Annotated in this window: 21 protein-coding genes and 1 riboswitch; of the genes, 11 read left to right on the plus strand and 10 right to left on the minus strand. The window is 61.1% G+C overall.

Annotation, left to right across the window (positions count from 1 at the left end):
- Window positions 1–15 precede the first annotated feature (15 nt).
- Window positions 16–1083 (minus strand): putative urea ABC transporter substrate-binding protein, encoded by a 1068-nt coding sequence (locus tag SOP85_RS08490; RefSeq protein ID WP_274073504.1) that lies wholly within the window; start codon window positions 1081–1083, stop codon window positions 16–18.
- A gap of 60 nt (window positions 1084–1143) precedes the next feature.
- A riboswitch (guanidine-I (ykkC/yxkD leader) is annotated at window positions 1144–1244 on the minus strand.
- A gap of 336 nt (window positions 1245–1580) precedes the next feature.
- On the opposite strand from SOP85_RS08490, the gene SOP85_RS08495 reads away from it, so the two are divergent.
- Window positions 1581–2003 carry a hypothetical protein gene (locus SOP85_RS08495; RefSeq protein WP_323626682.1) on the plus strand — a complete coding sequence of 141 codons (423 nt, stop codon included), beginning with the start codon at window positions 1581–1583 and terminating at the stop codon, window positions 2001–2003.
- Between the two features lie 118 nt (window positions 2004–2121).
- Here SOP85_RS08495 and SOP85_RS08500 read toward each other — a convergent pair whose 3' ends face one another.
- The gene (locus SOP85_RS08500; RefSeq protein ID WP_323626683.1) at window positions 2122–3234 is read right to left on the minus strand and encodes an enoyl-CoA hydratase/isomerase family protein; all 1113 of its coding nucleotides are present in this window, start codon (window positions 3232–3234) and stop codon (window positions 2122–2124) included.
- 133 nt (window positions 3235–3367) lie between these two features.
- Here SOP85_RS08500 and ung point away from each other — a divergent pair, with 133 nt between their 5' ends.
- Complete coding sequence (ung, locus tag SOP85_RS08505) at window positions 3368–4060, plus strand: uracil-DNA glycosylase (RefSeq protein ID WP_323606735.1); 693 nt, start codon at window positions 3368–3370, stop codon at window positions 4058–4060.
- Window positions 4061–4158: 98 nt separating this feature from the next.
- Here ung and SOP85_RS08510 read toward each other — a convergent pair whose 3' ends face one another.
- Genes SOP85_RS08510 through SOP85_RS08525 form a run of 4 tightly spaced genes read right to left on the minus strand, consistent with a single transcriptional unit; the run spans window position 4159 to window position 8196 of the window.
- Entirely contained in the window at window positions 4159–5193 is a 1035-nt protein-coding gene (locus SOP85_RS08510; RefSeq protein ID WP_274073508.1) for an AbrB family transcriptional regulator, read from the minus strand.
- Window positions 5186–6700, minus strand: a complete 1515-nt coding sequence (locus tag SOP85_RS08515) for a tripartite tricarboxylate transporter permease (protein WP_323626684.1) — start codon at window positions 6698–6700, stop codon at window positions 5186–5188. Before SOP85_RS08515 ends, SOP85_RS08510 begins: the two co-directional genes overlap by 8 nt.
- Window position 6701: 1 nt before the next feature.
- A complete protein-coding gene (locus tag SOP85_RS08520; protein WP_274073510.1) occupies window positions 6702–7160 on the minus strand; it encodes a tripartite tricarboxylate transporter TctB family protein in 459 nt (152 codons plus the stop codon).
- A gap of 58 nt (window positions 7161–7218) precedes the next feature.
- A complete protein-coding gene (locus SOP85_RS08525) occupies window positions 7219–8196 on the minus strand; it encodes a Bug family tripartite tricarboxylate transporter substrate binding protein (protein ID WP_323626685.1) in 978 nt (325 codons plus the stop codon).
- A 390-nt stretch (window positions 8197–8586) separates the two neighbouring features.
- On the opposite strand from SOP85_RS08525, the gene SOP85_RS08530 reads away from it, so the two are divergent.
- Both SOP85_RS08530 and SOP85_RS08535 read left to right on the plus strand, forming a co-directional pair.
- Complete coding sequence (locus SOP85_RS08530; RefSeq protein ID WP_008055965.1) at window positions 8587–9258, plus strand: response regulator; 672 nt, start codon at window positions 8587–8589, stop codon at window positions 9256–9258.
- Window positions 9251–10639, plus strand: coding sequence for a sensor histidine kinase (locus tag SOP85_RS08535; protein ID WP_323626686.1), 1389 nt, complete (start codon window positions 9251–9253; stop codon window positions 10637–10639). Before SOP85_RS08530 ends, SOP85_RS08535 begins: the two co-directional genes overlap by 8 nt.
- A 112-nt stretch (window positions 10640–10751) precedes the next feature.
- Here SOP85_RS08535 and SOP85_RS08540 read toward each other — a convergent pair whose 3' ends face one another.
- Window positions 10752–11573: an HDOD domain-containing protein gene (locus tag SOP85_RS08540; RefSeq protein ID WP_323626687.1), complete on the minus strand. Its 822-nt coding sequence runs from the start codon at window positions 11571–11573 to the stop codon at window positions 10752–10754.
- A gap of 34 nt (window positions 11574–11607) precedes the next feature.
- Window positions 11608–12549 (minus strand): CAF17-like 4Fe-4S cluster assembly/insertion protein YgfZ, encoded by a 942-nt coding sequence (gene ygfZ / locus SOP85_RS08545; RefSeq protein ID WP_323626688.1) that lies wholly within the window; start codon window positions 12547–12549, stop codon window positions 11608–11610.
- 148 nt (window positions 12550–12697) lie between these two features.
- Between ygfZ and SOP85_RS08550 the strand changes: the two genes are divergently transcribed.
- Together SOP85_RS08550 and SOP85_RS08555 are read left to right on the plus strand one after the other, a co-directional pair.
- Complete coding sequence (locus SOP85_RS08550) at window positions 12698–12952, plus strand: FAD assembly factor SdhE (protein WP_007898624.1); 255 nt, start codon at window positions 12698–12700, stop codon at window positions 12950–12952.
- Complete coding sequence (locus tag SOP85_RS08555; protein WP_274073515.1) at window positions 12936–13388, plus strand: protein YgfX; 453 nt, start codon at window positions 12936–12938, stop codon at window positions 13386–13388. Before SOP85_RS08550 ends, SOP85_RS08555 begins: the two co-directional genes overlap by 17 nt.
- On the opposite strand, the gene nadB is transcribed toward SOP85_RS08555, so the two are convergent.
- Complete coding sequence (gene nadB, locus SOP85_RS08560) at window positions 13357–14973, minus strand: L-aspartate oxidase (protein WP_323626689.1); 1617 nt, start codon at window positions 14971–14973, stop codon at window positions 13357–13359. The two genes, SOP85_RS08555 and nadB, sit on opposite strands and share 32 nt — an antisense overlap.
- A gap of 557 nt (window positions 14974–15530) precedes the next feature.
- Here nadB and rpoE point away from each other — a divergent pair.
- The 4 genes from rpoE to SOP85_RS08580 all read left to right on the plus strand — a co-directional run bounded on the left by rpoE (window position 15531) and on the right by SOP85_RS08580 (window position 19308).
- The gene (rpoE, locus tag SOP85_RS08565; RefSeq protein ID WP_003172477.1) at window positions 15531–16112 is read left to right on the plus strand and encodes an RNA polymerase sigma factor RpoE; all 582 of its coding nucleotides are present in this window, start codon (window positions 15531–15533) and stop codon (window positions 16110–16112) included.
- Between the two features lie 31 nt (window positions 16113–16143).
- Complete coding sequence (locus SOP85_RS08570) at window positions 16144–16731, plus strand: sigma-E factor negative regulatory protein (protein WP_077184187.1); 588 nt, start codon at window positions 16144–16146, stop codon at window positions 16729–16731.
- An 8-nt stretch (window positions 16732–16739) separates the two neighbouring features.
- Window positions 16740–17699 carry a MucB/RseB C-terminal domain-containing protein gene (locus tag SOP85_RS08575; RefSeq protein ID WP_323626690.1) on the plus strand — a complete coding sequence of 320 codons (960 nt, stop codon included), beginning with the start codon at window positions 16740–16742 and terminating at the stop codon, window positions 17697–17699.
- Between the two features lie 178 nt (window positions 17700–17877).
- Complete coding sequence (locus SOP85_RS08580; RefSeq protein WP_274073518.1) at window positions 17878–19308, plus strand: DegQ family serine endoprotease; 1431 nt, start codon at window positions 17878–17880, stop codon at window positions 19306–19308.
- A gap of 64 nt (window positions 19309–19372) precedes the next feature.
- Here SOP85_RS08580 and SOP85_RS08585 read toward each other — a convergent pair whose 3' ends face one another.
- Entirely contained in the window at window positions 19373–20806 is a 1434-nt protein-coding gene (locus tag SOP85_RS08585) for a M48 family metalloprotease (RefSeq protein WP_323626691.1), read from the minus strand.
- Between the two features lie 98 nt (window positions 20807–20904).
- On the opposite strand from SOP85_RS08585, the gene SOP85_RS08590 reads away from it, so the two are divergent.
- A complete protein-coding gene (locus tag SOP85_RS08590) occupies window positions 20905–21144 on the plus strand; it encodes a sulfurtransferase TusA family protein (RefSeq protein WP_274073520.1) in 240 nt (79 codons plus the stop codon).
- Window positions 21145–21171: the final 27 nt, after the last annotated feature.

The following is a 21171-nucleotide window of genomic DNA, read 5'->3' on the forward strand; positions in this document are numbered from 1 at the left end:
GGCCAAGTCCTCTGGTTACAACTTGGCGTCGGCAGCCATCTGCACGTAACTGGGGTCGAAGCGCAGCTTGAGGTTGCCCTTGTCACCGCTGGTCACGCCGTTGGCGAAGGCCATGCCCACCGCGCTGGTGTCTTTGGCGCCTTCACCGAGCAAGCCGTGCTGGAAGGAAAACTCGGCCACCTTGCGCATGGTTTCCGGCAGTTGTTTGCTGGTGCTGAACGCCAGGGCTTCCTGCGGGGTGGCGAACAATTTGGTGGTGTCCAGTTGCGCCTGGAAACCGGCCAGGTCGGTGCCCGAGGCCTTGGCCATGTGCTCCAGTGCGGCTTTGCCCGCGGCGTTTTTCGCATTCATCAACTCGACCACTTCGAACCAGGCGCCGGTCAGCGCCTTGCCCAGGGCCGGGTTGTCCTTGAGGGTCTGGGAGTTGACCACCATCATGTCCATGATCTCGCCGGGGATCTGGCTGGAATTGAACACCTCGGTCACCCCGGGCTGGGCCTTGATGTCCGAAAGCATCGGGTTCCAGGTGGTGACGGCGCTGACCTGATCGGTGTTGAAAGCGGCGGAGATATCGGCGTCGGAGGTGTTGACCACTTTCAGGTCTTTCTCGGTGAGGTCCACCGAATCCAGGGCCCTGGCCAGCAGGTAGTGCGACACCGAAAGCTCGACCAGATTGACATCGGTGCCCTTGAGGTCGGCGACTTTCTTGCCTTCGCCCTTGAGCACGATGCCGTCGTTGCCGTTGGAGAAGTCGCTGACGATCAGCGCGGTGCTGTCGACGCCGCCAGCGGCCGGAATGGTCAGCGCATCCATGTTGGTCATGGTGCAGCCGTCGAACTGGCCGGCGGTGTACTGGTTGATCGATTCGACGTAGTCATTGAGCTGGACCACATCGATCTTGATGCCGTACTTCTTCGCCCACTTGTCGACGATGCCTTGGCTGCCGGCGTATTCCCAGGGCATCCAGCCGGCATAGATCGTCCAGCAGACGCTGAACTGGTCTTTCTGGGCGGCGGGGGACGAGAGGCTCACCAGGGCTGCGAAGGCAGCGGCGAGCAGGGCGGGTAAACGATGCTGGGACATGGTGGTTCTCCAGTTGATCAAGGGCGGACAGGAAGGCAGCGGCACCGCGAACGGTGGCTTGTCTCCCGGGCTTTTGTCCCGCCGTGTAACCTCAACTGGAGGTCGCCAACTCTCGGACCAGCCACTCGCGCTTGCGAGCCGGAACCCTAGTCAGCCATTGCAAATTGTGGTGCCGCGAACCTGTGTTGACTCCTGCACGCATTTGCTAAAGCGAGAGCCGTGCCAAGTCGGTTGAAGCGCTCTGGCATGCGGGATTGATTGACTGAAGCGCTAGCAAGGTTGCTTGCGCCTGCCTTGTGATGGTGCGCGGGTGCACCGCAATGGGACGTGCTGGCCAGCGTTAATAGATGAAAAACCTTTCATCGGCGACATGTTTCAACGTGTTGCAGGGACGCACCAGATCTCGAATTCGAGGTCTGATCTATCGACAGTTGGAACATTTGGCTGTCGCCTGCCAGCGTCGCTGGTTTGGCTCATTCGCGGTCCAGGAGGCCGCTATGCATCGACAAATTCTTCTCATTGCCGTGTTGGGTTTGTTCCTGGGTGGTTGTGTGCCTTATTCCGATGGAGGAGCCGGTTACTACAGGTCCGAGGTCTATACCTCGCCAGCGCCTTATTACGCCGGTGGAGGCTCCTATTATTCCAACGGCGGTGGTTATTACACACCACCACGCCGGTACTACGCGCCGTCTGCCCGGTATTACCAGCCAACGCCGCGCTATTACCACCAGCCGCGGGTTTATCAACCGGCGCCACGCTATTACCAACCGGCACCTCGCTATTACCAGGCTCGCCCAGACTACCGGGCGCATGGTTGGGACGGCCGTAACCGCGGCGGCTGGAACAACGATAACCGGGGTGGACGCAACAACAACCACGGTGGTCGAGGTGACCACAACGGTCGCGGCAACCACCGCTAGTCCCTTGGATTAACGCAACACCTGTGGGAGCGGGCTTGCTCGCGAAGAGGGAGTGTCAGACAACGGTAATGTCGACTGATACTCCGCCTTCGCGAGCAAGCCCGCTCCCACATTTGGTTCAGTAATCCGACAGATCCGCCAGTGGATGACGGCCTTCCCAGACCTTGTGGAAATGCGCCTCCACCACCGCATCCGGCACGTTGTTGACGTCCGGCCAGTGCCAGTGGGGTTTCTGGTCCTTGTCGAGCAACCGCGCGCGCACGCCTTCGCTGAATTCGGGATGGCGACAGCAGTTGAGGCTCAGGGTGTATTCCATCTCGAAGACTTGCGCCAGCGACAGGTGGCGGGCGCGTTTGATCTGTTCCCAGACCAGATGCGCGGTCAGCGGCGAGCCTTCGATCAGGTTGCGCGCGGCGCGGTTGAGCAGCGGGTCGGCGTGATCGCGCAGCGTGCTGATGGCCTTCCAGGCGCAACGCACATCACTGACATCCAGCAGTTCATCGATCTGCTGGCGGCGTGGCAGCCACTGGGCTTCGGGCATCTGCGCAACCGCCTCCTGCTGCAAGGCCTTGAGCAGGCTGTTGAGCTGCATCGGCGTCTGTTCCTGCCAGTTCAACTGCAGCAGGCCTTCGATCAGCTGTGGCTGCTGCTCATCGAGCAGGAAACGATCAGCCAGGTCCAGATCGATCGCATCGCGACCGTTCATGTGGGCACCGGTCAAGCCGAGAAACAATCCGAGCTTGCCGGGCAAGCGTGACAGGAACCAACTGGCGCCGACGTCCGGGTACAGGCCGATGGTGATCTCCGGCATGGCCAGCCGGCTGCTCGGCGTGACAATCCGGATGCTCGCCCCCTGCAAGAGCCCCATGCCGCCGCCGAGCACATAACCGTGCCCCCAGCAGATCAGCGGTTTTGGATAGGTATGCAGGCTGAAGTCCAGCCGATACTCCGCGGCGAAGAAGTTGGCGGCCAGGGGCGGCACTTCACCCGGATGGGCACGACAGGCCTCGACCAGACTGCGCACTTCACCGCCGGCGCAGAAGGCCTTGATGCCTTTGCCGCGCAGTAGGACGCAAACGATTTGCGGTTCCTTGGCCCAGGCGTCCAACCTGTCGCGCAGGGCGTTGATCATCGGCAGGGACAGGGCGTTCAACGATTGCTCGGCATCCAGGGTGGCAATGCCGATACGGGCGCCGTCAGTGCCGGTGAGTTCTTCGAAGTGCAGATTCATCGGTGACCTCGCTGGGGAATTTGAGGGGTAAGTATGATCGCTGTGTGGGAAAGTGCCGGATCTGCGTCAGATCAATTGACAAGCGTGATGGGCTTTCCTAGGGTTCGCCCCATTGTTTTTGCCGGATGTAACCATGACTGCTGACGACCGTATCAAACTCGAACCGAGCTGGAAGGAGGCACTGCGTGCCGAATTCGACCAGCCCTACATGGCAGAGTTGCGACAATTCCTCCAGGACGAGCGGGCGGCGGGCAAGGAAATCTATCCGCCGGGCCCGATGATCTTCAACGCGCTCAATTCCACGCCGCTGGACAAGGTCAAGGTGGTCATTCTCGGCCAGGACCCCTATCACGGCCCGGGCCAGGCCCACGGCCTGTGCTTCTCGGTGCAACCGGGCGTGCCGGCGCCGCCGTCGCTGGTCAATATCTATAAAGAGTTGAAGCGCGACCTGAACATCGACATCCCCAGCCACGGCTACCTGCAAAGCTGGGCCGAGCAGGGCGTGTTGATGCTCAATACCACCATGACCGTGGAGCGTGCCAACGCCAATGCGCACAAGGACAAGGGCTGGCAGTTTTTCACCGACCGGATCATTGAAGTGGTCAGCCAGCAGCAACCGCACCTGGTGTTCATGCTGTGGGGCGCCCATGCCCAGAGCAAACAGAAGCTGATCGATGCCACCAAGCACCTGGTGCTGACCTCGGTGCACCCGTCACCGCTGTCGGCCTATCGTGGCTTTCTCGGGTGCGGGCACTTCAGCCGGACCAACAAGTTCCTGGAACAGAATGGCGAGACGCCGATCGAGTGGCGGTTGCCGCCGATTTGAAAAAAGCATCGCCAGCAGGCTGGCTCCCACACTGGATCTTCAGTGTTCACACAATCAAGGTGGGAGCCAGCCTGCTGGCGATGAATTCAACGCGGTCTTTACTCTGGATTGCGGTTCCAGTACTTGAACAACGGCTCCGCCAGAAACAACACAAACAACAACCGCATCACCTGCATCGCCGTCACCAGCGGCACCGACAGTTGCAGGGTTTCCGCCGTCAGGCTCATCTCGGCGATCCCGCCGGGCATCATGCCCAATGTCAGTGAACGCAAATCCAGGTGGGTCAGCGCACTCAAGCCCAGCGCCGCCGCCGTGGCGATCAGCATGGTCAGCACCGTACCGATCAATGTCCGCCCCATGAACGATGGCGCACGCCGGAAAAACTGCCGGTTGAAGTGACAGCCAAGGCCGCTGCCGATCAGCCATTGGCCGATCTGGCTGCCGCCGTTGGGCAAGCCGATGTGCAGGTCCCAACCGATGCTCACCGCTGCGCTCACCAGCAAGGGGCCGAACAACCAGGGATTGGGTTGGCGCAGGCGCTCCCAGATCCAGGCCGCCAGCGCCCCCGCCGGAAACAACAACGCCAGCCAGTACCAATCGATGCTGCCCGCGTGGGAAATCGGCGCACCGTCGCCCAACAGATATTTGAACGCCGCCGGTACACACAGCACCACCACCAGCACCCGCAGGCTTTGCCCGGCAGCCACTCGACTGAGCACTGCGCCATTGCGCGCACCGAGGTTGACCATCTCCCCGGAGCCGCCGGGCATGCTGGAAAAAAATGCCGTGGCGCGATCTTCGCCGGTACGGCGCATCAACCACACCCCGACCACCGCCGACAGGCTGGTGACCAGGGCGCCGAAGAAGATCAGGCCGAAATGACTCAGTACCTGCTCCATCACCACCGGGGTAAAGTGCAGGCCGATGCCGATGCCGACGATCCACTGACCACACTTGCGCCCGCCAGGGATTTCCGCCAGTTGCCAGGGTGTCAGGCAGCGCACGAGGATGATCGCCAGCAACGAGCCGACCATCCACGGCAAAGGCCAGCCGACCTGGCTGGCGAGGAAACCGCCCAGCAGGCCGACCAGCGGGGTTCCCCACCAGAGTTTGAAGGGAGACCTATCAGACATCGGCGATAACGCGTTGCGCGGTCGCGCGTTTGCGCCAGATGCGGATGATCGGCATCAACAGCATGATCGCCGTCAGGACCCAGCAACCGAACGTGATCGGGCTCGACCAGAGGATGTCCAGCGCACCGTTGGAAATCGACAGGGCGCGGCGCAGGTTCTGTTCCATCAGGCCGCCGAGGATGAACCCCAGCAAGACTGGCGACAGCGGGAAGTCCAGCTTGCGCAGGATGTAACCGAAGATGCCGATGCCGATCATCAGGAACAGGTCGAAGGTGGTGGCGTGCACCGCGTAGACGCCGATCCCGGTAATGATCGCGATCACTGGCACCAGCGCCCAGTTCGGCACGGCGAGGATACGGGTGAAGATGCGGATCATCGGGATGTTGAGGATCACCAGCATCACGTTGGCGATGAACAACGACGCGATCAGGCCCCAGACGATGTCCGGTTGCTGTTGGAACAGCAACGGCCCCGGAGTGATGTTGTACAGCGACAGGGCACCGATCATCACCGCCGTGGTACCCGAGCCCGGAACACCGAGGGTCAGCATCGGCACCAGCGCACCGCAGGCCGCGCCGCCGATGGCGGTTTCCGGGGCCGCGAGGCCGCGCATGTCGCCCTGGCCGAAGGTGCCCTTGGCGCCCGCCATGCGTTTTTCGGTCATGTAGGCCACGGCGCTGGCCAGGGTTGCACCGGCACCGGGCAACACGCCCATGATGAAACCCAGCACGCCGCAACGGATGTTCACCACGAACACCGATGCCGCTTCCTTGAAGTTGAACATCATGCGCCCGGTGGCTTTCACCGCTTCCTGGCCGTGGTGGGTTTTCTCCAGCAGCAGGAGGATCTCGCTGATGGAGAACAGGCCCAGCACCAGCACGACGAACTGGATGCCGTCGGTCAGGTGGATGTTGTCCCCGGTGAAGCGGTACACGCCGCTGTTGGCGTCGATGCCGACCGTCGACAGGAAGAGGCCGATCAGCGCCGCGATGAAGGTTTTCAACGGTCGATCACCAGCCATGCCGCCAAGGCAGACAATCGCGAACACCATCAGCACGAAGTATTCCGCGGGGCCGAAGGCGATCGCCCATTTCGCCAGCAGCGGGGCGAACAGCACCATGCCGCAGGTGGCGATGAAGGCACCGATGAACGAGCTCCACGCCGACAGCGACAACGCCACACCGGCCAGGCCTTTGCGGGCCATCGGGTAGCCGTCGAGGGTGGTCATCACGGTGGAGGCTTCGCCCGGAATGTTCAGCAGGATCGAGCTGATCCGCCCGCCATATTCGCAACCCAGGTACACCGCCGCCAGCAGGATCAGCGCCGATTCAGGTGGCAGGCCGAGGGCGAATGCGATGGGGATCAGCAGCGCCACGCCGTTGATCGGCCCCAGGCCCGGCAACAGGCCGACCACGGTGCCGATCAGGGTGCCGCACAAGGCGGTCACCAGGTTGTACGGGCTCAGCGCGACGCCGAAGCCCTGACCCAAATAGCCAAGAGTATCCATATCAGTTCTCCAGAACGTCGAGCACGCCCAGGGGCAGCGGCACGTCCATCAACTTGTCGAACAGCAGGTAGAGGCCGACGGCCATCAGACTGATGATCACGCTGCTTGGCACCCAGCGACCGCCGTACAGACGGGCCATGGGCACGCCGATCAGGATGCTGGCGACGATGAACCCCAGGGGTTCGAAAGTGCCGGCGAACACCAGCAACAGCACCACACAGATACCGATCTTGGTCAGGGTTTCGCGATCCAGCGGCGGCTCGTCATCACTGTGCTTGATCGGTGCCGGACGGAACACCATGTACAACAGCGCCGAGCCCATCAGGCCCAGCATCAACAGCGGAAAGGCCCGAGGCCCCACCGGTTCGTAGGAAAAAGCCGCTTGATACGGCCAGGCCATCAGCGCCAGGCCGACACAGGCCAGCAACAGCACCGAAGCAAAAATGCGTTGTAAGAGCATGGGGAACTCCTGTGCCGCGGCTCCGCCAGACGGAGCCGCAGCCGCTAGACAGAGACGATCACTGGATCAGGCCGAACTCTTTGGCCAGCACTTTGTAGTCCGCTACCTGCTTCTTCACGTAGGTGTCCAGCTCCTGGCCGGTCATGGCGAACGGGAACAGTTCACGCTGATCGCGCAGCTTGGCGAACTCGGGCGAGGCCAGCAGTTTGTCGAAGGAATCTTTCCACCAGACGTAGTCTTCATCGCTGACTTTTGGCCCGAGGTAGAAACCGCGCACCACTGGCCAGACGATGTCGTAGCCTTGCTCGCGGGCGGTCGGAATGTCTTTCATTTCCGGCTCGTCCAGGCGCTTGTCGGAGAACACTGCCAGCAGGCGCATGTCGCCGCTCTGGATGTGCGGCATGGAGTCGGAGATGTCGGTGCTGCCGACCTGGATGTGGCCGCCGAGCAGGGCGGTGGCGATTTCACCGCCGCCTTCGAGGGCGACGTAACGCAGGTCACGCGGGTTGATCCCGGCGGCCTTGGCGATCAGGGCGGTCTGCATCCAGTCCTGGCTGCCGACGGTGCCGCCGGAACCGATCACCACTTTGCTCGGATCTTTCTTCAGCGCCTGCACCAGATCGTCGAGGTTCTTGTAGGGCGAATCGCTTTTCACCGCGATGGCGCCGTAGCTGGTGCCGACGGCGGCCAGCCAGCGTACGTTGGTTTCATCGAAACGACCGAACTTGCCCTGGGCCAGGTTCAGCAGCGAACCGCTGGACCAGGCCACCAGCGTGCCGGCATCCGCCGGGCGCTGGGCGACCACTGCGTTGTAGGCCACCGCGCCGACACCGCCGGGCATGTAGGTCACGCGCATCGGCTTGGTCAGCAGCTTTTCGTTGACCAGTGCGCTCTGCGCCAGTTTGCAGGTCAGGTCGAAACCGCCGCCGGGGGAGGCCGGGGCGATGCATTCCGGGCGCTTGGGCTCGGCCATCAGTTGGCCGGCAAACAGCATGACGCTGGCGGCGAGGGCGAAACGGCGCAGTGATCGATTCATTATTGTCTCCACGGGAGTTGTTGTTTTTGGGGATGTTTCAGATGCGGCGGTTTCGCTTCGCGCAGCCGATGACGGCGCCGGCAAGCGTAAACGATGGGGAGCGGGAAAAGGGGCGGGGCGGGCAAATCTGGCGCTGGGTGGACAGCATGGCGAAGTACCTCGTTATTGTTCTTATTGGCGAAAACGCATCGAGGCGTTTTTCGGGAGCTACATTTCAAAGCAGGATCGATGGCTGCGATCGAAACCATCCGTGGGTCGACTCTAACGGTCGAACCTTTCGCTAACCTTTCATCGGGGTTTCAAGGTTTTTCGGGCTTCACAGAGGTGAATGCCGCTGTAAACTCCGCGCCAAACAATGGCGTCGACCATCCCTGAACGAGGTAATGATCCATGCGTGTCCTGCTCGTCGAAGACCATCTGCAGCTCGCCGAAAGCGTCGCCCAGGCGCTCAAGAGCACCGGCTTGACCGTGGATGTGCTGCACGACGGTGTCGCGGCCGACCTGGCGCTGGGTAGCGAGGAATACGCCATGGCGATTCTCGACGTAGGCCTGCCGCGCATGGATGGTTTCGAGGTGCTGGCGCGCCTGCGTGCCCGCGGCAAGAACCTTCCGGTGTTGATGCTCACCGCCCGCAGCGACGTCAAGGATCGGGTCCATGGCCTGAACCTGGGCGCCGACGATTACCTGGCCAAGCCTTTCGAGCTCACCGAACTCGAAGCCCGGGTCAAGGCCTTGCTGCGCCGCAGCGTGCTGGGTGGCGAACGCCTGCAGCGCTGTGGTGTGCTGGCCTACGACCTGGAGACCCGGCGCTTTACCCTCGGTGAAGAATTGCTGACCCTGACCTCCCGCGAGCAGGCGGTACTCGAAGCCCTGATCGCCCGTCCCGGCCGGGTGATGAGCAAGGAACAACTGGCCTCGCAGGTCTTCGGCCTGGACGAGGAGGCCAGTCCCGACGCCATCGAAATCTACGTACATCGCTTGCGCAAGAAACTCGACGGCCACCCGGTAGCCATCGTCACGTTCCGCGGTCTCGGTTATCTGCTGGAAAGTCGTGATGCATAAGGCCAGCAGCCTGCGTTGGCGGTTGCTGTGGAACCTGGCGCTGTTGCTGGTGGTATTGATGCTGGCCAGTGGCTTGAGCGCTTACTGGAACGGGCGCGAAGCGGCCGACACGGCCTATGACCGGACCTTGCTGGCCTCGGCGCGGACCATCGCCGCCGGCCTGTCCGAGCGCGATGGCAGCCTCAGCCTGGACGTGCCTTATGTGGCCCTCGACACGTTCGCCTACGACAGTGCGGGGCGGATTTTCTACCTGGTCAACGACATCAACCAGAAGCTGATTTCCGGCTACGAAAACCTGCCACCACCGCCACCCGGCACTCCCCGCACCGACGACTACCCGGCGCTGGCGCGTTTTTACAATGCGACTTACCAGGGGCAGAACGTGCGCGTGGTCAGCCTGCTCAAGGCGGTCAGCGAGCCGAACATGAACGGCATGGCGGAAATCCGCGTGGCGGAGACCGACGAGGCCCGCGTCAGCATGGCCCGCAGTCTGGCCGGCGATACTTTGCTGCGCCTGGGCATGCTGGCGATCGGGGCCCTGATGATCGTGTGGTTTGCGGTCAGTGCGGCGCTGCGTCCGCTGGAGCGTTTGCGCACCGCGGTGGAGGAACGTCAGCCCGATGACCTGCGGCCGTTGCCCCTGGTCGAAGTGCAGCGCGAACTATGGCCACTGGTGCGCGCACTCAATCATTTCACCGAGCGTCTGCGCGGGCAGTTCGAGAAACAGGCGCAATTCATCGCCGATGCCGCCCACGAACTGCGCACGCCGTTGGCGGCACTCAAGGCCCGGCTGGAATTGGGCTTGCGCTCGAGCGAACCGCAAACCTGGCGCAGTACGCTGGAAACCGCCGCCCAGGGCACGGATCGCCTGACCCACCTGGCCAATCAACTGCTCTCGCTGGCCCGGGTGGAAAACGGTGCCAGGGCGATTGCCGAGGGCGGCGCGCAATTGCTCGACCTCAGTCAGTTGGCCCGTGAGCTGGGCATGGCCATGGCGCCGCTGGCCCACAAGCGCGGCGTGGCCCTGGCGCTGGAAGCGGACGAACCGGTGTGGTTGCGGGGCGAACCGACGCTGCTCAACGAACTGTTGAGCAACCTGGTGGATAACGCCCTGGCCCATACGCCTGCGGGCGGCAACGTGATCTTGCGGGTGTCAGCCCCGGCGGTGCTGGAGGTCGAGGATGATGGGCCGGGGATTCCCCTTGATGAGCGGGATCGGGTGTTTGAACGGTTCTACCGGCGCAATCAGCAGGTGGCGGGGTCAGGGTTGGGGTTGGCGATTGTTGGCGAAATTTGTCGGGCGCACCTGGCGCAGATCAGCCTGCATGATGGGGAGAAGGCGGGGTTGAAAGTGCGGGTGAGTTTTAATGCAGGGGAGTGATGTGCCTGTTCTGGCCATATCGCCAGCAGGCTGGCTCCCACAAGGATCTGTGGCGTTACATAAATCCCTGTGGGAGCCAGCCTGCTGGCGATGGGCGCGACGCGGTCTTCAATCAATAAAACATCAAGCGGGTGTCTTCCAGGTCAGCACACATCGCCTTGTTGTCCGGATCGATCCCCAGCTTGACGAAGGCCGGTACACCGAAGGGGTCGATGCGCGAAATCGGGTGGTCGGTGCCTTTGTGGCAGTACAGGCTGGCCACCTGGACCAGGTCGACATAATCGACTCGCGCGGACTGTCGCTTGAAGTCGAGATAGAGCTGCGGCACCTGCACCAATTTTTCCGGAAACTCCCAGACCCGCAGCAGTTTATCGCCGAGCAACGGATGAATGCGGTCGATCACATGGTTGAGGCTGACCGGATCGGCCAGCAGTTCATAGTGCTCTTCGGCGTATGTCAGGATCGGCAAGACCCCGATCTGGTGCACCAGCCCGCCAAGGGCCGCCTGATCGGGCTTGAGCTGGGTGTAGTTGCGGCACAGCGCATAGCTGACGCCGGCGATTTCCAGGCTTTTGCGCCAGACATCGCGCATTTTCTGTTCAACCACCGCAGAGCGGGCATGGAAAATCTGTTCCATGACCAGACCGATGGCCAGGTTGCTGCTGTAATTGATGCCCAGGCGTGTGATCGCCGTGTGCAGATCGGTGACTTCCTGCGCCGCGCGCAGCAGTGGGCTGTTGACCACTTTGATCAGGCGCGCCGACAGCGCGGCATCGCGGCCAATCACTTTGCTCAGGCTACCGATACTGATTTCCGGGTCTTCAGCGGCCCTGCGAATCTGCAAGGCCACTTCCGGTAACGTTGGCAGAACCAGGTCATCGTTATCGATGGCCTCAACCAAATCCTGTTGGACCTTTTCCGCCAGCTCACTCATTACGCTTCTCTAGGTGTTGCAAAAAATACCGCGGTTAACGCTGGATTTCGCTATCGCGGTCCAGTTCATACGGCAGGTCGAGCAACTTCAGGGCCGGGCCGTCGAGTGCGCCCAAGTGAATGTCGCCGCCTTCTGCAGCTTCGGCTTGCAACACGGCCAACAGTTCAATCTGATTGGCGGCATTGGCGGCCAGCACCACCTCACCGATCGAGCTGCCGTGACTCGGGGCAAACAGCTGGGTGCCGGGTTCCGGCAGTTCGCCGGCATCCAGTTGCAGGCGATACAAGCGGCGCTTGAGTTTGCCGAGGTACTGCATGCGCGCGACGATTTCCTGGCCGGTGTAGCAGCCTTTCTTGAAGCTCACGCCGCCGACCGCTTGCAGATTGAGCATCTGCGGGATGAACAGCTCGCGGGTACTTGGCATCACCTGGCCGATACCGGCACGGACCTGGCCCAGCAACCATTGATTGAGTTCACCTTCAGGCAGCAGGGCGGACAGCTTGCCCTTGATGCCATCGGCCTGATCGGCGGCAACCCAGAGTTCGGCGCGTTCGGGCGAGACGCGAAGGGCGATCAAACCGTCATGGCGCACCAGGCTGTCGGTCTCTGCCGGCAGTTCCAGGCCGAGGCTTTTCAATGCCTCATCGCCCTGCTCGACGCCGAAGCGAACCCAGGCAGCGCTTTCATCGGTCAGTTTGGACTTGGAAAACACCGCGTACTTCTTCAGGTCCGCCAATTGCGGTTCGAGCAACTCGCTGGCCATGGCCAGGAGTACGCCATCACCTTCGAGCAGGATGCGAAAGCTCGACTGCATCCGGCCTTTCTGCGTGCAGCGCGCGCCGAGGCTGGCCCGGTTGTCGCTCAGGTAATTGAGGTTGCAGGTCAGTTGGCCTTGCAGGAACTTGCCGGCGTCCGCGCCGCGGACCGCCAGGACACCTTCATGAGACAACGTGCAGAAAAAAGCGGAATCGGCCATGGGTCATCGCAGGGTAAAGAGTCTGGCAGACATGATAAGGGGCTGCCCCTGAAATGGGTAGTTCACAAAGGATCGTCGTGCCCGACCAAAGCCGACTGTTCGATGGGGCGCGGGGCTGTATACTTGCGGCCTATTTGAGGAGCGCTCCATGGTCGAAGATGTTGAACTGAATCGCCTCTACTGGCACAGCCGCCGCGGCATGCTTGAGCTTGACGTGTTGCTGGTGCCGTTTGTGAAAGAGGTTTATCCGCACCTCAACGAAGTGGATCGCGCCTGCTACGTCAGGCTGCTCGAATGCGAAGATCAGGACATGTTCGGCTGGTTCATGGAGCGCGCCGAATCGGAAGATCCGGAACTTCAGCGCATGGTTCGCATGATCCTGGATCGTGTCCAGCCCAAGTAACGGGTTCGAATGCCGCTGGCATGCCTCACGGCAGTTGCTGGCGGCGTACCTTTTGGCCCAGGCGTTCGCGCTGGGTTCCTTGTTCCTGCTCGCCATACCGCTCTGGGCCAGTCTGCCCGGTGCCTTGTGCTGTCTGTTGCACGGCGCCTGGGCGTTGCCTCGCCAGATTCTACTGACCCACCCACAGGCTTTTCGCGGCTTGCGTCGTGACGCCGATGGCTGGCAGCTGTGGAGTCAGGCGAAGGGGTGGCAGCCGGTGCAGTTGCGCCCGGACAGCCTGGCGTTGCCGTTGATCGTGGTGCTGCGCTTTCGTCTGCGCGGTGAGCGGCGGGTCAGGACAATCTGCGTGCCCCGGGACTCGCAGGCGGCGGATCTGCACCGACGCCTGCGGGTGCGGCTCAAGTTCACTCGGCGTAGGTGGGCGGCACCAGAATAGTGTCCATGGCGACAGGTAGCATGTTCGGGTAGTCGAGGGTGTAGTGCAGGCCGCGACTCTCCTTGCGCTCCATGGCTGACAGGATCATCAGCTCGGCCACTTGGGCCAGGTTGCGCAATTCGATCAAGTCCCGGCTGACCTTGTAGTTGCTGTAGAACTCGTCGATTTCGTCGAGCAACAGGCGCACCCGGTGCTGGGCCCGTTGCAGGCGCTTGTTGGTGCGCACGATTCCGACGTAGTCCCACATGAAGCGGCGCAATTCGTCCCAGTTGTGCGCAATGATCACGTCTTCATCGGAATCGGTCACCTGGCTGGCGTCCCAAGCCGGGAGGGCGACAGGGGCCGATATCTGTGGCAATTGCTCCAGGATGTCCGCCGCCGCCGAGCGCGCGTAGACAAAGCACTCCAGCAACGAGTTGCTGGCCATGCGGTTGGCGCCGTGCAGGCCGGTGAAGCTGGTTTCGCCAATCGCGTACAGCCCTGGCACGTCTGTGCGACCTTGCTGGTCGACCATCACGCCGCCGCAGGTGTAGTGTGCCGCCGGTACCACCGGGATCGGCTGTTTGGTGATGTCGATGGAAAATTCGAGGCAGCGTTCGTACACCGTCGGGAAGTGCGTCTTGATGAAATCTTCGGACTTGTGGCTGATGTCCAGATAGACGCAGTCGACGCCGAGCCGCTTCATTTCATGGTCGATGGCCCGGGCGACGATGTCCCGGGGCGCCAGTTCTGCGCGGGGGTCGAAGCGCTGCATGAAGCGTTCGCCATTGGGCAGCTTCAGGTGCGCACCTTCTCCGCGCAGGGCTTCGGTGATCAGGAAACTCTTGGCTTGCGGGTGATACAGGCAGGTGGGATGGAACTGGTTGAATTCCAGGTTCGCCACCCGGCAGCCCGAGCGCCAGGCCATGGCGATGCCATCACCGCAGGCGCCATCGGGGTTGCTGGTATAGAGGTAGACCTTGGCGGCACCGCCGGAGGCGAGGATCACGAAACGGGCGCCGTAGGTGTCGACTTCCCCGGTGCCACGATTGAGCACATAGGCACCCAGGCAGCGATCGCCCTCAAGGCCCAGGCGCTTTTCGGTAATCAGGTCGACCGCGACCCGCTGTTCCAGCAACTCGATGTTGGGCCGTTGCTGGGCCTGGGTGAGCAGCGTCCTGAAAATCGCGGCGCCGGTGGCATCGGCGGCATGGATGATGCGCCGATGGCTGTGACCGCCTTCACGGGTCAGGTGGAACTCGAATCCACCGTCTTCCGTGCCGGACTGTTCGTCGCGGGTGAACGGCACGCCCTGGTCGATCAGCCATTGAATCGCTTCCCGGCTGTGCTCGACGGTAAAACGCACGGCATCTTCGTGACACAACCCGCCACCGGCGTTGAGGGTGTCGTCGACGTGCGACTCGACGGTGTCAGTGTCATCCAGTACGGCGGCGACCCCTCCCTGGGCCCAGAACGTCGAGCCATTGGCGAGGTCGCCTTTGCTCAATACGGCAATGCGCAAGTGACCGGGCAAGGTCAGCGCAAGGCTCAAGCCGGCAGCACCGCTGCCAATTACCAGGACATCGTGTTGAAACTGTTGGCTCATTTCAGGATTCCGCTCAAAGCGACCCGGGTCGGGGTAGGCGCCAGACATCTGGACAGGCATGCCCGGCAACCGCACAGCCCACTAGTATATAGAGGGGGGGAGCGGCACAATAGCCGAGCCGATATGGCATTGTGAAACTACTGTGACGGAAATCTGCCGACGCTTCGTCGGATGTTTTTTCCACCGGTTCGGCGACAAGCGAACTGTATCGTGGATTTAACACTCTTTTTCGCTTCAGGGTTGCACAATGTCGATTCTGTGCAGCTATAAATATTTGGAACTTTTGCCAAAGGCCCAAGATCAATAGACGGTTGCCTGAATCAAGGGACAGTGTCGGTTTCATCGCAGGATCGCGGTTGGATCCCTGGCGGTCAGACCGATGACAAGATTATTCGCGCAGCCGGGGAATCTCGAGCTGCGTTTTTCGTGCGTGCCGAATCAGAGCCCGCAGGAAACTTGCCTGGAGGGGGAGAACTTTTGCGAAAAGCCCGAGTCTATGTTTGCAAGCCCGGTCGTTTAGTAATGCAAGCCTCCTCCAAGCTTATCGAGGAGTGTTCATGCTAACCCAGGAAGAGGATCAGCAGCTGGTCGAACGCGTTCAGCGCGGCGACAAGCGTGCATTCGATCTGTTAGTGCTGAAATATCAGCACAAAATTCTCGGGTTGATCGTGCGTTTCGTGCACGACACCCATGAAGCCCAGGATGTAGCGCAGGAAGCCTTCATCAAGGCCTACCGCGCACTTGGTAATTTTCGCGGAGACAGCGCGTTTTATACGTGGCTTTACCGCATCGCCATCAACACGGCGAAGAACTATCTGGTTTCACGCGGCCGTCGGCCGCCGGATAGCGATGTCAGTTCCGAGGATGCAGAGTTCTACGATGGCGATCATGGCCTCAAGGATCTCGAGTCGCCAGAACGGGCTTTGCTGCGGGATGAGATCGAAGGCACCGTCCATCGAACCATTCAGCAACTGCCAGAAGATTTGCGTACGGCTTTAACTTTACGTGAATTCGATGGTCTGAGTTACGAGGACATTGCGAGCGTCATGCAATGTCCGGTGGGTACCGTGCGCTCCCGGATCTTCCGCGCCCGGGAGGCCATCGATAAAGCCCTGCAGCCTTTGTTGCAGGAAAACTAAAGACAGCGGCGACAGCCAAGAGAGGAACGCCATGAGTCGTGAAGCCCTGCAGGAATCGCTGTCCGCAGTGATGGATAACGAAGCGGACGAATTGGAATTGCGTCGGGTACTCAGTGCCTGTGACGATGTTGAAACCCGTGAAACCTGGGCTCGTTATCAGATCGCTCGGGCAGTGATGCACAAGGACCTGCTGCTTCCACGCCTGGACATTGCCGCGGCTGTTTCTGCTGCATTGGCCGACGAAGCCGTACCGGCAAAAGCCACCCGTGGTCCATGGCGCAGCCTGGGTCGACTGGCCGTTGCCGCATCGGTAACCCTGGCGGTGCTGGCAGGTGTTCGTCTGTACAACCAGGACGAGATCGCTGGCGTCGAGCTGGCACAGCAATCCACCCAACCTGGCCTGGCGGTTCCACAAGTCAAGGGCCCGGCTGTTCTGGCAGGCTACAATGAGAGTTCAGAAGCCACTGGTCCCATGGCCAATGGTGTGTTGCAAGGTCAGCCAGGCTGGAACGATCAACGTTTGCCAGGCTACTTGCGCCAACATGCTCAACAGGCTGCACTGAAAGGTACCGAGAGCGCTCTGCCTTACGCGCGTGCAGCAAGCCTGGAAAACCGTTAAGGAGGATCATGCGCGCCATACCTCTACTTACACTTTTGCTCAGTGGCTGGTTCGTTGTTCCAGCCCACGCCGATCAGGCTCAAGACTGGTTGACCCGTCTGGGCCAGGCCGAGCAGAAGCAAAGCTTCCAAGGTACTTTTGTCTACGAGCGTAACGGTAGTTTCTCTACCCACAACATCTGGCACCGCGTCCAGGATGGCAAGGTCCGCGAGCGTTTGATCCAGCTCGACGGCTCCGCTCAGGAGGTTGTACGCATTGATGGGCATACTCAATGCGTCAGCGGCAACCTGATGGCAGGGCTGGGGGATACCTCCAACTCCACCGCTCGTGCACTCGATCCACAAAAGCTCAAGAATTGGTATGACCTTGCTGTCATCGGCAAGTCGCGCGTGGCCGGTCGCCCGGCAGTGATTGTTTCCCTGACACCCCGTGACCAGCATCGTTACGGTTTTGAACTGCATCTTGATCAGGAAACCGGCCTGCCCCTGAAGTCATTGCTGATCGATGACAAGGGCCGTCTGCTCGAGCGCTTCCAGTTCACTCGACTCGATCCCGCCACGGTTCCCACCGACAATGACCTGCAACCGGGCGCTGACTGCAAGGCGGTCAAGCTCGACAGCGACAAGGCTTCGGCGGTCAAGGACGCCCGGGTCTGGCATTCGGACTGGTTGCCACCGGGTTTCGAGCTGACCAGCAGTACGACCCGCAAGGATCCAGAGACCAAGGCCCAGGTCAACAGCCTGCTGTATGACGATGGTCTGGCGCGTTTTTCAGTGTTCCTCGAGCCCTTGAGCGGTGCAGGTACCACCGACACCCGTACGCAACTGGGCCCAACCGCCGCCGTCTCCCGGCGCTTGAGCACGCCGCAAGGCGAGATGATGGTGACTGTGGTGGGTGAGATCCCGATCGGCACCGCTGAACGGATCGCCTTGTCCATGCGCACCGACGCTACTGCAACCCAGCAGTGACTTGAAGTCGAAATGTTTAGTGAGCATTTCAATTTGCAAATCCCCCCAATATTTTTTATAGGTCAGAGCCCCTCGGCTCTGGCCTTGTTTGTTGTTCCCGGAACAAAAATACCGGCGTATCTTTCCCGGTGTTCCTTGCTCCATATCGCTTAACCATGCTCGTCGTAACGGGAGCCGTATGTCGATACCACGCTTGAAGTCTTACCTCTCCATTTTTGCCACCGTGCTGGTGCTCGGTCAGGCGGCCGCTGTCCAGGCGGTCGAATTGCCTGATTTCACGCAACTGGTCGAACAGGCATCGCCTGCGGTGGTAAACATCAGTACCACGCAAAAATTGCCTGACCGCAGAGTCAACCAGCAGATGCCTGACCTCGAAGGCTTGCCGCCGATGCTGCGCGAGTTTTTCGAACGTGGCATGCCGCCACAGCAACCTCGATCCCCCCGTGGCGACCGCCAGCGCGAGGCGCAATCCCTGGGTTCGGGTTTCATCATTTCGCCTGACGGCTACATCCTGACCAACAATCATGTGATCGCCGATGCCGACGAAATCCTCGTGCGTCTGTCCGACCGCAGTGAAATGAAGGCCAAGCTGATCGGCACCGATCCGCGCTCCGACGTGGCGCTGCTGAAAATCGAAGGCAAGGATCTTCCGGTCCTGAAGCTGGGCAAATCCCAGGATCTGAAAGCCGGGCAATGGGTCGTGGCCATCGGCTCGCCGTTCGGTTTTGACCATACCGTGACCCAGGGCATCGTCAGTGCCGTCGGTCGCAGCCTGCCGAATGAAAACTACGTGCCGTTCATCCAGACCGACGTGCCGATCAACCCGGGTAACTCGGGTGGGCCGCTGTTCAACCTCAACGGTGAGGTAGTCGGTATCAACTCGCAGATCTACACCCGTTCCGGTGGTTTCATGGGCGTATCGTTCGCGATCCCTATCGACGTGGCCATGGACGTTTCCAATCAGCTCAAAAGCGGTGGCAAGGTCAGCCGTGGCTGGCTGGGCGTAGTGATCCAGGAAGTGAACAAGGACCTGGCCGAATCGTTCGGCCTGGAAAAACCAGCCGGTGCGCTGGTCGCGCAGATCCAGGATGACGGCCCGGCTGCCAAGGGCGGGCTGCTGGTAGGCGACGTGATCCTGACCATGAACGGTCAGCCGATCATCATGTCCGCCGATCTGCCACACCTGGTGGGCGCATTGAAGGCCGGCTCCAAGGCCAATCTGGAAGTGATCCGCGAAGGCAAGCGCAAGAACGTCGAGCTGACGGTTGGCGCTATCCCGGAAGAAGGCAAGGAGCTTGATGACCTGCCGCAGTCGAGCATCGAGCGCAGCAGCAACCGCCTTGGCGTCTCGGTAGTCGAACTGACGGACGAACAGAAGAAAACCTACGACCTCAAGGGTGGCGTGCTGATCAAGGAAGTTCAGGACGGTCCTGCGTCGATGATCGGCCTGCAGCCGGGCGATATCATCACTCACCTGAACAATCAGGCGATCGGTTCGGCCAAGGAGTTCACGGACATTGCCAAGGCCTTGCCGAAGAATCGCTCGGTATCGATGCGTGTACTGCGCCAGAACCGCGCGAGCTTCATCACCTTCAAGCTGGCTGAATAACCCGCCTGTTGGTTGAATAAAAAAACCGCCTCGAATGAGGCGGTTTTTTTTGTCGCTGAAAACGTCAGCCCATCATGTCCTTGATCATGCGTTCCTGCTCCATCAGCTCGCGCTGGCGGGCATCGATTCGCGACGACAGCGGGAAATTGCTACCGGCCTTGCGCTTGGCAAAATCCAGTTGCTGGATGGCCTGGCGATAGTCCCCCACCAGTGCGAAATACTCGGCGCGCGCCTGGTGCAGGCCGATGATGTTGCCCGACAGGCCGCGGGTTTCGGCCACCTGATACCACACGTCCGGATCGTCCGGGCGCGATTTGAGCAGGCCTTCGAGGGCCTTTTCGGCATCGGCGGCGCGGTTCTGTTTCAGCAGCAGGTCGACGCGAACCTGGTTCAGTGGATAGTTGCCGGGGTATTGCGTCAGCAGGCGGTCAACCCTGGACTGTGCATCCGGCAGGCGATTGTTGGTGATGTCCAAGTCGACCTGGGCGAGGTTGTAGATGATCTCGTTCGGCGCCTTGGCCAGCAACTGCTTGAGGTTTTCCCGTGCTTCGTTCAGCTGTCCGCCCTTGATCTGGGCGATCGCCAGACCATAGCGCGCCACATCGCTTTTCGGGTTTTCATCCAGCAGGGCGCGGAAGCGCTTGGCGCCCAGGCCTGGGGTTTCTTCATAGATCAGCTGGACCCGGGCACGAATCAACTGATAACGCAGGGTGTCTTCGATGCCGCCCTGCCGGGCCTGCTCGGCGCGGTTGCGGGTGTCGGCGATACGCGATTCGGTCACCGGGTGAGTCAGCAGGAATTCCGGCGGCTTGGCATCGAAGCGGTACTGACGCCCCAGGCGTTCGAACATGGTAGGCATGGAGCGGGGGTCGTAGCCTGCCTTTTCCAGATTGAGGATACCGATGCGATCGGCTTCCTGTTCGTTCTGGCGCGAGAATCGCCGTTGTTCCTGGATGGCTGCCGCCTGTGTCCCTGCAATCGCCGCAATACCGGCATCGCCGGCACCTGCCGCGGCAATCACGATACCGGCCAGCAGCGCGGCCATCATCGGTACCTGCATGCGCTGCTGGGCCTCGACGCCACGGGCAAAGTGGCGCTGCGACAAGTGAGCCAGTTCGTGGGCCAGTACCGAGGCATACTCGCCTTCGGTCTGCGCATTGAGGAACAGGCCGCCGTTGACCCCGACAATCCCGCCGGGCGCCGCGAACGCGTTGAGCTGCGGGCTGTTGATCAGGATGAATTCCAGGCGCCGGTCATTGACCTGGCTGGTCTCCACCAGGCGGTAGACGCTGGACTCGACGTAGTCCTTGAGCTGCGGGTCATTGAGCTGAGCTACCTGGCTGCGCAACAGGGCAAGCCAGGCGCGACCCAACTGATACTCCTGTTGCGGCGAGACAATGGCAGAACTGGCGTCGCCGAGTGACGGCAGGTCGTCGGCGAAGCCCGGTGAGGCAAGCAGGCAAGCGAGCGTCAGCAGGGTAGGGCGCAAAAAAGTCATGCACAAAGCCTTAGTCGACAAAGAGCTTACTGTAGCCGGACACCAGCCCTGCGACCAGATATTCTAGGCAACTCAGCCACCTGACCCGGAGTGATGCAATGATCGACGCTGTAGCCCATGACGTTGAACTGGACGCCAGTGGCCTCAATTGCCCCTTGCCGTTGCTCAAGGCCAAGATGGAACTCAATAAGATGTCCAGTGGTACGGTGCTCAAGGTCATCGCCACCGATGCAGGCTCGCAGCGTGATTTCCGCACCTTTGCCCGATTGGCCGGTCATACGCTGCTGCGTGAAGAAGATGAAGCGGGCATTTACCGTTACTGGTTGAAAAAAGCCTGAAACCAGCTGCGTTCGTTACTAAGGATT

Source organism: Pseudomonas sp. YuFO20 (assembly GCF_035064975.1).
Taxonomy (GTDB): domain Bacteria; phylum Pseudomonadota; class Gammaproteobacteria; order Pseudomonadales; family Pseudomonadaceae; genus Aquipseudomonas; species Aquipseudomonas putida_AE.